This window comes from Marivita sp. S2033 (assembly GCF_046592965.1).
GTDB lineage: Bacteria > Pseudomonadota > Alphaproteobacteria > Rhodobacterales > Rhodobacteraceae > Marivita.
Genome location: NZ_JBISBV010000005.1, coordinates 159,050 through 171,967 on the forward strand (window position 1 = coordinate 159,050; position 12,918 = coordinate 171,967).

The window sequence follows — 12,918 nt, forward strand, 5'->3', positions numbered from 1 at the left end:
TGGTCAAAACCGAGTGATGCCGGATGTGATCGTGCCGAGGATCGTACTTGCCGGTGAGCTGCCGCTCTCCGGCAAGGTTGCAAACAGCAAGAAGCGGTTTCTTAGCGAATTGAGGGTGTCCGGGGCGGTGAAATCTGCCAGTCGGTCTGTCCCGAACTGTCGCGCCGCGCGCGCTTTGATGTCCGCGAGTTGCCGGTCGATATCTTGCTGATTGAAGCTATCGGGCGTGTTGAGCGCGGTTTCAAAGACTTTCCGCAACGGGTTGGACGCGAGAACCGCGAACCACTGCGCGTCATTGGACCGCTTCGGCCCAAGAACCTGCGTCAGATCGCGGTTCAAGCTCAACGCCAGCCGCATATTCGGATCGCTCTCTCCAACCTGAATTTCGAATTGCCGCTCGATATAGGTTTGGATGATGGCGTCAGTGAATCCGGGTGGATATGTGCGGCCTGTGCTGGATGTTTCGAGGTTCAACGCGGCGACAAATGGTTTCAGACGCGGATCGGGAAGGACGTTGAGAAGGGAGGTCGGATTGTTCGGGTCGGACGTCAACAACCGGTTTGCAAACGCCGCGCTATCGCTGCGCAGGGGGAGGTCGAAGATGTCGAACACGGCCAACATCAGCCGAGCGTCCTTGAAGAAATCTTCGGCAGTTTCAATTTGAGCAGGTCGGGACGACACCGTTTCGACGAAGGTTTCGAGCTTGCTTTCGAAAGCTGGGTCACTGCTTTGGGCGCGTTCTGCAAAGCCGAAGACATCGGCCCAGGCAGCGTAGCGGGGATCGTCAAGAGTGTTGGCGAAGGACGCCGGGTCGCTCAAATCGGAGTCCAGCACCGACCGCAAGAAAACCGTGCGCCCGCTGTCGCCATCGAGCCCGAAAAACCGCAAGGATGCGGTGAGAGCGTCGTCATTTCCCAACAAGTCGTCGGCGACGATCAGATCACCGGCAATCTCCAAGAAACGCTCGGCGAACCCGTAGATGCTATTTTCGGCGGCGCGCTTTTCGCTGAGCGCGAATGTCTTGGCCAACTCGCCGTAACGCGGATCCGACAACTCATTGGCGAACGATTCGGGATCTGATGCATCGGATTCAAGGACGCGTTGAAGGAAGAAGAGGTTGCCAATGTCACGCTCCAGGCCAAAGCGTTCAAGGGTTGCGCGCAGCAATGGCGTGTTTGTCAGCAGATCATCAGCCGTTTCAAGTTTGGCCAGTTGCGTTCGGATCGTATCTTCCGGCGTACCACCTGGTGATTTGGCGGAGTCGCCGAAGAAATTGAAGGTTTCGGCAAGTTCCCGATATCTTTTGTCGGCCAGTTTATTGGCCAGAGATTGATCATCACTAAGATCGGACGTCAGGATTTTTTCAAGAAATGCGCGATTGTTGATGTCTTCATCAAGACCGAAGGCACCCAGAGCAACGCTGAGCAATGCACGGTCATCCAGAAGCTGATCGGCGGTTTGCAGGTTTTCGAGCCGCGCTTTCGCAGCGTCGGTGTTGCGCACGATCTGCGGCGTTTGCGCCAGCAACGCTTGTTGCGCGCTGCGCGTCCGCGTGAGAAAGGCGTATCCGCCAAGACCCGAGCCTATAACTGTCGGTGAAAACGTCATCCGCGCGCCTTTTCCTTGCATCGGGTTCAATCGACACAATGGCGTCTCAAACGTTAATGATTGATCTACAGCCGCCGTAAGTATTTCAGGGAAATTACATCAAATCAGAAAGATTAAGGGCCGATCCTGTGACCGGCCCAATCTTTCAAGCAACGTTGATGTTCGCCGCGCTTTGTTTCGCAACCTTGGATTTGGGAGCATCCGCCGCATTGCTGTCGATGAAATCGAGCACCATCGGACGGATATTGTTGCGCCAGCTTTTGCCCGCGAAGATGCCATAGTGTCCGGCACCGGGTTCGACATGGCTTGCCTTTTTCTCGTCCGGCAGGCTGGTGCAGAGGTCGAGTGCTGCAATACACTGGCCCGGAGCGGAGATATCGTCGTTTGCACCTTCCACTGTCTTCACGGCGACGCGGGTGATTGCGCCCATATCAACCTGATGACCGGCAACGACAAATTCGTTCAGAGCGATTTCGCGGCGTTTGAAAATGCGGTTCACGGTAGACAGGTAGAATTCGGCAGGCATGTCCATGACAGCCAGATATTCGTCATAGAACCGGTTGTGCGGGTCGTGATCCGACGCTTCGTCACGCATCACGTTCTGGATCTGGTTGGTGAAAGCACTGGAGTGGCGATCGCTGTTCATCGAGATGAAGGATGCCAATTGCAAGAGACCGGGATAGACCATGCGGCCGACGCCCGGGTATTTAAAACCGACGCGCTGGATCATCGTCTCTTCAAGCTGTCCCATCGTGACGCGGCGACCGAAATCCGTCACGTCCGTCGGTGTCGCGTCCGGATCGACAGGGCCACCGATGAGCGTCAGGGTGCGCGGCTGTGCATCCGGGTCAAGCTCCGCCAGGTAGGCTGTGGCGGCAAGCGTCAGCGGCACGGGCTGGCAGATGGCGACGACGTTGGTGTCGGGCCCCATCTCGCGCATGAATTCCATGAGGTATAGAGTGTAATCTTCAACATCGAATTTTCCCGCGCTGACGGGGATGTCGCGGGCATTGTGCCAGTCCGTCACGTAGACTTCGCAATTGACGATCAGGGATTTCACGGTCGAGCGCAGCAAGGTAGCGTAGTGTCCGGACATGGGAGCCACCAGCAGAATCTTGCGCTTTTGCTCCTCACGACCAGGGATATGGAAATGGATCAAATCGCCAAACGGCTTTTCGACAACTTTCCGGATTTCGACGAGGTGATCGCGGTCATCATGGGTAAATGTGCGAATCCCCCAGTCGGGTTTGACAACCATTCTTTCGAACGTGCGTTCGGTCACTTCACCCCACGCGGCCATCCACTGCATGCCGGGGTTGGGCATCATTGCCCATGCAGGGTAGGAAGCCATTGTCCGAGCGGTTGCGCCAAGCCATTGATAAGTATTACGAAAGGTCTCCATGAGATCATATGTCACCATGTAGCGCATTTGGGCGTCTCCTAAATTGCAGCCCACGAATCGAGCCAATTAGTCGCTTTGCCTCCCCGCGCCCGCGACGTTATTCTGCATGGCAGCATAGATAGGGGGGATTAAACGACATGACAACAACCGACGTTGCAACGCCAGAAATGAGCGCAGAACTTGAGGCAAATTTGCAGAAAATCGAGGCTCTGACGCAACGCCTCATGTCCGCGATTTCGAGCAAGAAACAGATCAACCCCGCGCTGCATGGCCCCGATTCGGCGTTGTATGGCAAGGCGATGCAGGCCTATTGGCAGGAATGGCTGCAAAACCCGGCCAAGATCATCGAGCATCAGATCGAGTTCTGGGGCAAGTCGGTCACCCATTATGTCGAGGCGCAACAGGCTTTGGCCAAAGGCAAGTTGCAGCCCCCCGAAAACCCCGGACCGCAAGACAGGCGTTTCAAGAACCCTCTCTGGGACGAGCATCCGTATTTCAACTTCATCAAGCAGCAATATCTGATCAACGCCGACGCGATTCGCAGTTCGGTCGAGAAAATCGAGGATCTCGACGCGACCGAGAAGAAGCGTTTGCGCTACTTCGCCCAGCAGATCGTCGATATGTTTGCCCCGACCAATTTCCTGGCAACCAACCCCGACGCCTTGCAGAAAGCTCTTGAAACCGAAGGCGAGAGCCTCGTCAAAGGGCTCGAGAACCTTGTTGCGGATCTCGAGGCGAACAACGGTGAACTCGTGGTCCGCCTGGCGGATGAAAGCGCGTTCGAGATCGGGACGAATATCGCCACCGCCGAAGGCGATGTCGTCTATCGCAACGACATGATGGAGGTGATCCAGTACAAACCCACCACCGAAAAGGTGCGCGAGACGCCGATCGTGCTGTTTCCGCCGTGGATCAACAAATTCTACATTCTGGATCTGAAGCCCGAGAACTCGTTTATCCGCTGGGTTGTGGATCAGGGCTATACCCTGTTCGTTGTGAGCTGGATCAATCCCGATGAGAGCTACAGCGATGTGGGGCTCGAATCCTATATCGAGGACGGCTATCTGCGGGCGATCGAAGAAGTGAAGTCCATCTGCGATGTCGAGAAGGTCAACGCCATCGGTTATTGCATCGCCGGGACAACGCTCAATCTGACGCTCTCGCTCATGAAGCAGAAAGGCGACAAGTCGATCAAATCGGCGACATTCTTTACCACGCTCACCGATTTCTCCGATCAGGGAGAGTTCACGCCGTTCCTGCAGGATGATTTCATCGACGGGATCGAGGCAGAGATCGGCGAGACGGGAATCCTCAAGTCCTTCATCATGGCGCGCACGTTCAGCTATCTGCGCTCGAATGACCTCGTCTATGGACCTGCGATCAAAAGCTACATGATGGGGGAAACTCCACCCGCGTTCGATCTTTTGTACTGGAACGGGGATGGCGCGAACCTTCCGGGCAAAATGGCGATCCAGTATCTGCGACGCCTGTGTCAGGACAATCAATTTGCCGAAGGCGGGTTCGACCTGATGGGCCACACGCTCGATCTGAAGGATGTCGACGTGCCGATTTGTGCAATCGCCTGCGAGACCGATCACATCGCGGCATGGAAGGATTGCTATCGCGGCGTGCAGAAGGCGGGATCAAACTCAAAGCAGTTTATCTTGTCCGAGTCGGGCCACATCGCGGGGATCGTCAATCCGCCGACCAAGAAAAAATACGGTCATTATACCAACGACGACACCTCGCTGGCCGCGGATGACTGGCTTTCAAGCGCCGATTACACCGAAGGCTCATGGTGGCCGCGCTGGGAGTCCTGGATTGCCAAACGGTCAGGAAAGTGGGTCAAGGCACGGGAAACCGGGGATAAATCGCATCCATCACTTGGTCCGGCGCCCGGAACCTATGTTTCCGTAAAGGCCTCGGCCTGATCTTCCGGTAAAAATTTGCTGCAGTGCAGAAAAAAGACTTGAAATGCCGCACTGCAGCATGTAAATACTCCTCATCTGCAAGACACAGCGGGGTGGGCCCGCAAAGCAGGAAAGGATTTTTACAATGGCTAAGACAAACGACATGACCGCGACCCTGAAAGAGATGATGGGTTCCTTCCCGGTTGACACGAAGTCGATGGAAGACGCATTCAAAACAACGGCAACTCTGAACGAGAAGCTGTCGAACGTGGCTCTGGAAGCTGCTGAGAAATCGTCCGAGATTTCCTCCAAGTGGACAAAAGACACGCTGAACAAGATCGCCGACATGAACAAGGCAAAAGCAGAGCCGGCCGATTACGCAAAGGCGATCACCGATTTCGCTTCTGCCCAGGCTGAAGTTGCTGCCGAGAACATGGCCGCTTTCGCTGAGATCGCGAAAAAAGTCCAGATGGACACAGTTGAGCTGATGATGGCTGCTGGCAAAGACCTCTCCGAGGACGCGACTGCCGCTGTCAAGAAAGCAACTGCCGACGCGACAACAGCTGCCAAAAAAGCGACTGCAACTGCAAAGTAAGTCGTAATAGTTTAGCGTTCTCTCCTCCCAATCAGGAACGCTATTCTTGGGCCGGATCCGCAAGGGTCCGGCCCTTTTTCGTGCGGTAAGGGCTGGCGCTGCGATCACGTTCCATGAACGCTTTCATTTTGCGCGACATGGGCTTAAGCTGCATTGCAGCAAAGTCATCCCCAAGGAGGCCAGTGTGGCCGAAGAACCAAAACCGCTCCTGATCAAGCGCTACGCGAGCCGGCGGCTCTACAACACCGAAACATCCGATTATGTGACCTTGGAGGATATCGCCCGTTTCATCCGCACTGGGCGGGAAGTTCAGATCGTGGACCTCAAATCGGGGGATGATCTGACACGCCAGTATCTCCTCCAGATCATCGCCGAACATGAAAGCCGCGGTGAAAGCGTCCTGCCCACAAATGTGCTGAACGATCTGGTGCGCAGTTATACTTCGTCGGCCACCAGTGCCGTGCCACAATTCCTTGCCGCCAGTTTCGAGATGTTCCGCGACAGCCAGTCCAAGTGGATGGAGAAAATGAACAAGGCCAACCCGATGACGGGGATGCCGGGGTTCGACGCGCTTCAGGCGCAACAGGACGCGTTTCTCAAAGCGATGACCGGGGGCATTGCGCCGCCGTTTCCAACGTCCGACGCCCCCGATGCCGACGCCGATCCGCAAGACAGCGACGATCTCGATGCGATAAAAGCTCAGCTGGCCGAATTGCAGAGCAAGCTCTCAAAGCTCGACAAGTAAGCTAGACCCCCAAGCGGTCGCGCATCGCGTACCAAGACATCGCCAACGTCAGCAGTGGTGTGCGGAACATGCCACCACCGGGGAAAGCGGAATGTGGAATATCGTTGAACGCCGCAAACCCTTCCGACGGGCCGCGCGTGGCTTCGGCCAGGAGCTTGCCCGCTTGTACCGCGTTTCCGACGCCGTGTCCTGAATAGCCCGAGGCCGACCACACGTTGGGCCGCACCCGCGCCAGATATGGCATCCGCTTCATCGTGATCGCCAGCGTGCCACCCCACGCGTAGTCGATCTTGACGTCTCGCAGATGGGGGAAAACGGTTGTCATCGGCTTGCGAACAAGGGCTGCGATATCGGATGGAAACCGATAGCCATAACTCTCACCGCCACCGAAAAGCAGGCGCTTGTCATGGCTCAGGCGAAAGTAATTCACCACAAATCGCGAATCCGCGACCGCGACATCTCGGCTCAGAACCTTTGACGCGTCCTCTCCCAATGGCTCTGTGGCGACGACATAGTTGTTGATCGGCATGACACGCGACGTGACGGTGCGATCCAGCCCGCCCAGATAACCATTGCCTGCCAGGATGACCTGATCGGCGATGACATGACCGGCGTCGGTGCGCACGGTTGCCTTGTCGCCATGCGCGATGTGATGCACATGACTGCGTTCATGGATGCGGACCCCGGCCTTCTCCGCCGCCTCGGCCAGCCCCAGGGCAAGGCGCAAGGGATGCAGATGTCCGGCCCCCATATCGAGGATTCCGCCCTTATAGTCGGGTGACGGGCACAGCGCGTGAAACGCTGTTTCGTCCAATGACTCTATCTCGCAATAGCCATAGCGCCGGGCCAGATGGGCGGCGTATTCGTGCAGATCGCGCACGTCCGATATGCTTGATCCCGACCAGGCCAAGCCGTCTTGCAGATAGCAGTCGATCCCATGCCGCGCGATCAATTCGCGCACCAGCGCCTTTGCATCCTCGCCAAGATCCCAAAGACGGCGCGCGGATGTCGATCCCAACATCTTTTCCAGCGCGATCTGATCCTGCCGCTGCCCGGACCCCAGTTGCCCGCCATTGCGACCAGACGCCCCGAATCCGACGCGGTGAGCCTCAAGCAGAACCACATCCGCGCCCATTTCCGCCAGATGCAGCGCCGCCGACAAACCGGTATAGCCCGCGCCGATGACACAGACATCCGCCGTGGTCGCGCCCTCGAGCGGTGCGAACGGCGCCAGGGGTTCAGTGGTCGCGGCGTACCAGCTTTGCGGATACGTGCCCCGTTTATCGTTGCTGAAGAGCAGGTTCAATTCTCGGCTCCTGTTTTCATCTTGCCGGATAAACTCCGGGGGTTTGGGGGCTGGCCCCAAAAGGCTGACTTGGTCTAGACGTTCAGCAAAAGATGTTCGCGCTCCCACGGGCTGATGACTTGCAGGAATTCCTCGTATTCCGCGCGCTTGACAATGGAATAGACGCGGCAGAATTCCGGGCCAAGAACTTCGTGCAGCGCGCTCGCCTCGTCGAAAAGATCAAGCGCGTCACCCAGAACCTGGGGTATGTCGCCGTCGCCCTCATAGGCATCGCCCTTGAACTGTTTTGAGGGCCATTGCTCGTTCATCAACCCCAGATACCCGCAGGCCAGAGACACCGCGATCCCGAGATACGGATTGCAATCCATTCCCGCCAGACGGTTTTCCACCCGGCGGCTTTCGGGGCCGGACAAGGGGATGCGGATGCCGGTGGTGCGGTTGTCGCGCCCCCATTCGAGGTTGATCGGCGCGGCGTTGTCCTTGACGTAACGGCGATAGCTGTTGACGTAGGGCGCAAGCACCGCGATCGCTGCCGGCAGGTGGGTTTGCAAACCGCCGATAAAGTGGAAAAACGCATCCGTTTCGCCGCCCTGCGGGCCGCTGAAGATGTTGCGGCCGGTCTCGATGTCCATGATCGACTGGTGAATGTGCATGGCACTTCCGGGCTCGTTCTCGATCGGCTTGGCCATGAAGGTGGCGAAACAATCGTGGCGCAATGCGGCCTCGCGGATCAACCGTTTGAAATAGAACACCTCGTCGGCAAGTTTGATCGGGTCGCCGTGCTGCAGGTTGATCTCAAGCTGTCCGGCTCCGCCTTCCTGCGTGATGCCGTCGATCTCGAATCCCTGCGCTTCGGCAAAGTCGTAGATATCATCAATGACAGGACCGAATTCATCGACGGCGGTCATCGAATAGGCTTGTCGCGCGGCGGCGGGGCGGCCCGAACGGCCCATCATCGGCTCGATGGGCTTGGCCGGATCGAGGTTCCGCGCGGTCAGGAAAAACTCCATCTCCGGCGCGACGATCGGCTCCCATCCCTGATCACGGTAAAGCTGGACCACCCGTTTGAGCACATTGCGCGGCGCGTACGGAACCGGGCGGCCCTTGCGGTCATAGGCGTCGTGGATCACCTGCAAGGTCCAGTCGCCTGTCCAGGGCGCCGCAGTGGCGGTGCTCATGTCGGGCTTGAGGATCATGTCGCGTTCGATGAAGCCGCCATCCTTTTCGTCCGCGGCTTCACCCCAATCGCCGGTGATGGTCTGGAAGAAGATCGAATCCGGCAGGTGAAAATACTCCTGACGTGCGAATTTCGACGCGGGAACCGCCTTGCCGCGGGCGATGCCGGGCAAATCGGCGATGATGCATTCGACCTCGTCCAGACGCTTGCCCTCAAGATACAGCGCTGCCGGTTCGGGCAATGTGGCGGTCCATTCGGTCATGACAGGCGTCCTTCGCGGAAAAATGTGGCGAACTGTTCGGCCATGCGTTCACTGTCGAGTGGCCGGCCCATGCGCGCCGAGGCCTCGTTCAACAGCGGATCGGGAACAAGCCCCTTGCCGCGCGTCTCGATCAGGCCTTGAATGAAGTCGTCGCCGTATTCAGGGTGCGGCTGTACGGTATAGGCCTTGCCCGGATAAAGCAGAGCCGCGTTGGCGCAATAGTTGCTGGTGGCGACGACCTGGGCGCCTTCGGGCGCGGTGATGACCTGATCCTGATGCCACGCGTTGATCGTCATGGTTTCGTCACCGAAGGTATAGTCGTGCTGGCCCACGACCCAGCCGCCCTCGAATTTATTGACCTTGCCACCCAAGGCCTGCGCAATGATCTGGTGGCCGAAACAGACGCCGACCAGCGGGCGACCGGCGTCGATGATGTCGCGGATCAGCTGTTCCAGCGGCGGTATCCAGTCGTGATCCTCATAAGCGCCGTGCCGCGATCCGGTGATCAACCAACCATCGGCATCTTCGGGCCCGTCCGGAAATTCATTGGTGACGACCGACCAGCTTTGAAAGTCAAAGCCCTGACCGTCGAGCAGCCGTTCAAAGAACTCCGGGTATTCGCCGAAGGTCCCTTTCAACTCGTCAGGGGCCAGCCCGGTTTGCAATATTCCGATTTTCATGAAGCACCGATATTTGATTGGTTTGATCATGCTACGCCGCCCACTCGAAGCGGGCAAGGCGACGCTCAGACCGTGTCGAGATAGATTTCCACGCGCTCGGCCGGCGTCAGGTCTTCCATGTAGCGGATTTCCTGTTTCTTGGTGAGAACGAGGTTGCGGATCAACTCGGCCGGAAAGATGCGTGGCATGATCGTGCTCTGCTCAAACGCGGCCACGGCTGTGGGCCAGTCGCCCGGAATTTGCGGCAGATCGAGCGCATAGGCATTGCCGCGCACCGGTTCGGGCGGTTCGACCGCGTCTTCGATGCCGACCATTGCCGCACCCAGAATGGCGGCAAGCGTCAGATAGGGGTTCACATCTCCACCCGCGACGCGGTGTTCGATCCGGCGCGCCGCCGGACTTCCCGATGGCACGCGAATGGCCGTGGTGCGATTCTCGTAAGCCCATGCAATGCCGGTCGGCGCATGTGCTTCGGGCACCAGCCGTTCATAGCTGTTCAGATGGGGGGCAAACAGCAGAGTGCTGTCATGCATCGCGCTCAGGCAACCCGCGATGGCATGGCGCAACATGTCGGTGCCCTTGTCGCCACCATCGTCAAAGACATTGTTGCCGTCCTCGTCCAGAACCGAGAAATGCGTGTGCATGCCCGAGCCGGAATAGTCGGGGTAGGGCTTGGCCATGAAGGACGCCGCAAAACCGTGGCGGCGCGCCAACCCCTTGACCAGCATCTTGAAAAGCCACGCATCGTCAGCGGCGCGCAGGGCGTCGTCGCAATGCATCATGTTCATCTCGAATTGGCCCAGACCGGCCTCGGAAATGACCGTGTCGGCCGGAATGTCCATGGCCTCGCAGGCGTCGTAGAGATCGGTAAAGAACCGGTCGAACTGGTCGATCAAACGCACCGACAGGATCTCGCCCGCCTTGCGCCGCTTGCCGGATCGGGGCGACGCGGGCACCTGAAGGTTGCGGGTGCTGTCGTCGATCAGGAAGAATTCCAACTCCATCGCCACCACCGGCGTCAGGCCGCGCGCCTTGTAACGTTGCACAACATCGTTGAGCGCATGGCGCGGATCGCCCTCATAGGGTTTGCCGTTGTCGCGGTACATCCACAGCGGCAACAGCGCGCTTGGCGCTTCGAGCCACGGCATCGGCACAAAGCCCCGTTCGGTGGCGCGCAGCACGCCGTCGGCATCGCCGGCATCGAACACCAGCGGGCTGTCGTCGATGTCTTCGCCCCAGATATCAAGGTTGAGGACCGAGAGCGGAAAGCGGGTTCCGCCCTCGACCGCCTTGTCGGCGAAACGAGTCGGGATCCGCTTGCCGCGCGCCTGACCGTTGAGATCGGAGGCGGCCACGCGGATGGTCCGCACTTGCGGGTTTTTTCGAAGCCAGTTTCGGATTTGCGCGTCCATCGGGGTCACTATGCCAGAATTTGATCAAATTCAGAGATAGTCGGGACGACCCCGATTTAGCAAGGAAAATTCAACGGATCAGGTTGAGTTTCAGCCTCATCCGGCCCCGCACATCGCTTGGCAAATGCCGGTTCAGGCGGCGATTTATCAATCCGAAGATGCTGATGATGACCAGCGTCAGAAGGATGAAATAGAAGGCAAGGATGGGGTAGGGGATGAATGGGTTGAACGTCTTGTCGGCAAAGTAATTGGCATAATAAAGCGCGTCGCCACGTTGCTGCCAGGCGGGAAACCCCGAAAAGTAAACCAGCGTCGTGGCGTGAAACAGGAAGATCGCCTCGTTCGTATAGGCCGGCCAGGCGAGCCGCAACATGGTGGGCCACGTGATCCGCCGGAATCGCGTCCAGCCGGACATGCCATAGGCATCCGCGGCGTCGATATCGCCCTTGGGCACCGATTGCAGCGCGCCATAGAAAATCTCGCCCGAATAGGCGGCTGTGTTGAAAAACAGAACAACCAGCGCGCCGAGCCAGGCGGATGTGAACGGATCAAAGACCGACGAGACAGGCTTGAGCGCGACGAACAGGAAATAGGCAAAGAAGAACTGGATGAACAGCGGTGAGCCGCGAAACAGGAAGATGAACCACGCGCTTGCCTTGCGGATCACCGCGTTGCGTGACGCCTTGCCCAAGGCGACTGCGGTTGCCAGAAAAAACCCAGCAGTCAGGGACAGGACGCCGAAATAGATGTTCCAGATCATCCCCGAGCCGATCAGCGTGAATTGCTGGCAGGTCGTGAAATTGTCACGTGGCAGCAACCGCTCGCCAATCCCGACCGAGCGCAGCGCGTAATCTGCGATGGTCTCCCAGCAACTCATGCCGCTTTCCTTTGCGCGTCACCGCCCAGCGTTGCCTGACCCCGCGTGAGCCGCGTCATGAGTTTGTCCAGAATAACCTCGGACAGCCGCGTGAACGCCAGATAGAACACCAGCAGCGCAAGAAAGTACCACACGCGCCAGTCGCCATGCGGATAATCGGTGAATCGGGGTGTCTTGGAGCCACCCAGTTCGCGCGCCCAATACACGATGTCCTCGACCCCGAGCAGGAACAGCAAAGGCGTCGCCTTGATCAGAACCAACCAGAGGTTCGACAGGCCGGGCAGCGCAAACACCCACATCTGCGGCACGAGAATGCGCCAATAGACCTGCCTGCGATTCATGCCGTAAGCCTCGGCGGTTTCAAGCTGTGCGCGGGGCACTGCGCGCATCGCGCCGTAGAGTACATTCGCCGCAAACGCCCCGAACACGATGGAGAACGTCAGGACCGCCAATAAAAAACCGTAGGTTTCGTGGATCCATTGCGGCGCATTGCCCATCGGCAGCTTCGCGATATCGCAGACGACAAAGTCGTTTCCCTGCCAGATGTCGTCTTCCCAATCGGGGCATTTGATCTCGTGGCGGATCCATTCGAAGAGGATGTCGAGCGCCAGAACGAAGAACAGGAAAAACGCGATGTCGGGCACACCGCGCACGATCGCGATATAGGTCTTGCCCAGCCACCGGATCGGCGCAATGCGCGAACGGGCCATAGATGCGCCGCCGAACCCGAAGGCCAAGGCCGTCGGGGCGGTGATCGCGAGCAGCAACAGCACGGTGCCGAACGACCAGTAAAACCCCATGTGTTTGCCGGTCGTGAGATAACACGCCATCCAGCGGAAGGTGTCGAGCGTGTCCGGGTCTGTGCAAAAGCTGAAAATGGCGCGCCTCTGGTCGGCTTGGGAAAATCGAGTATTTCGAAAGAGAAGAAGGGGGCAGGTGGGCTG

The 12,918-nt window shown here is 58.2% G+C and carries 11 protein-coding genes; 3 read left to right on the plus strand and 8 right to left on the minus strand.

The features are described 5' to 3' along the window. Positions 1-3 precede the first annotated feature (3 nt). Entirely contained in the window at positions 4-1,608 is a 1,605-nt protein-coding gene (locus tag ACGKZZ_RS10940) for a DUF1217 domain-containing protein (protein ID WP_411223598.1), read from the minus strand. A 145-nt stretch (positions 1,609-1,753) separates the two neighbouring features. Further along, positions 1,754-3,037: a polyhydroxyalkanoate depolymerase gene (gene phaZ / locus ACGKZZ_RS10945; RefSeq protein WP_411223599.1), complete on the minus strand. Its 1,284-nt coding sequence runs from the start codon at positions 3,035-3,037 to the stop codon at positions 1,754-1,756. 110 nt (positions 3,038-3,147) lie between these two features. Here phaZ and ACGKZZ_RS10950 point away from each other — a divergent pair, with 110 nt between their 5' ends. The 3 genes from ACGKZZ_RS10950 to phaR all read left to right on the plus strand — a co-directional run bounded on the left by ACGKZZ_RS10950 (position 3,148) and on the right by phaR (position 6,260). Further along, a complete protein-coding gene (locus tag ACGKZZ_RS10950; protein ID WP_411223600.1) occupies positions 3,148-4,941 on the plus strand; it encodes a PHA/PHB synthase family protein in 1,794 nt (597 codons plus the stop codon). A 124-nt stretch (positions 4,942-5,065) separates the two neighbouring features. Continuing rightward, positions 5,066-5,515, plus strand: coding sequence for a phasin, PhaP (locus ACGKZZ_RS10955; protein WP_411223601.1), 450 nt, complete (start codon positions 5,066-5,068; stop codon positions 5,513-5,515). Positions 5,516-5,699: 184 nt separating this feature from the next. After that, the gene (gene phaR, locus ACGKZZ_RS10960) at positions 5,700-6,260 is read left to right on the plus strand and encodes a polyhydroxyalkanoate synthesis repressor PhaR (RefSeq protein WP_411223602.1); all 561 of its coding nucleotides are present in this window, start codon (positions 5,700-5,702) and stop codon (positions 6,258-6,260) included. Position 6,261: 1 nt separating this feature from the next. On the opposite strand, the gene ACGKZZ_RS10965 is transcribed toward phaR, so the two are convergent. The 6 genes from ACGKZZ_RS10965 to ACGKZZ_RS10990 form a co-directional block, all read right to left on the minus strand. Then, a complete protein-coding gene (locus tag ACGKZZ_RS10965; protein ID WP_411223603.1) occupies positions 6,262-7,566 on the minus strand; it encodes an NAD(P)/FAD-dependent oxidoreductase in 1,305 nt (434 codons plus the stop codon). A gap of 74 nt (positions 7,567-7,640) precedes the next feature. After that, complete coding sequence (locus ACGKZZ_RS10970) at positions 7,641-9,005, minus strand: glutamine synthetase family protein (RefSeq protein ID WP_411223604.1); 1,365 nt, start codon at positions 9,003-9,005, stop codon at positions 7,641-7,643. Then, positions 9,002-9,685, minus strand: coding sequence for a type 1 glutamine amidotransferase (locus ACGKZZ_RS10975; protein ID WP_411223605.1), 684 nt, complete (start codon positions 9,683-9,685; stop codon positions 9,002-9,004). The genes ACGKZZ_RS10970 and ACGKZZ_RS10975 overlap by 4 nt, the downstream gene beginning before the upstream one ends. Positions 9,686-9,750: 65 nt before the next feature. Continuing rightward, complete coding sequence (locus ACGKZZ_RS10980) at positions 9,751-11,085, minus strand: glutamine synthetase family protein (RefSeq protein ID WP_411223694.1); 1,335 nt, start codon at positions 11,083-11,085, stop codon at positions 9,751-9,753. A gap of 82 nt (positions 11,086-11,167) precedes the next feature. After that, positions 11,168-11,974 carry an ABC transporter permease gene (locus ACGKZZ_RS10985; RefSeq protein WP_411223606.1) on the minus strand — a complete coding sequence of 269 codons (807 nt, stop codon included), beginning with the start codon at positions 11,972-11,974 and terminating at the stop codon, positions 11,168-11,170. Continuing rightward, the gene (locus ACGKZZ_RS10990; RefSeq protein ID WP_411223695.1) at positions 11,971-12,852 is read right to left on the minus strand and encodes an ABC transporter permease; all 882 of its coding nucleotides are present in this window, start codon (positions 12,850-12,852) and stop codon (positions 11,971-11,973) included. The genes ACGKZZ_RS10985 and ACGKZZ_RS10990 overlap by 4 nt, the downstream gene beginning before the upstream one ends. Positions 12,853-12,918 lie beyond the last annotated feature (66 nt).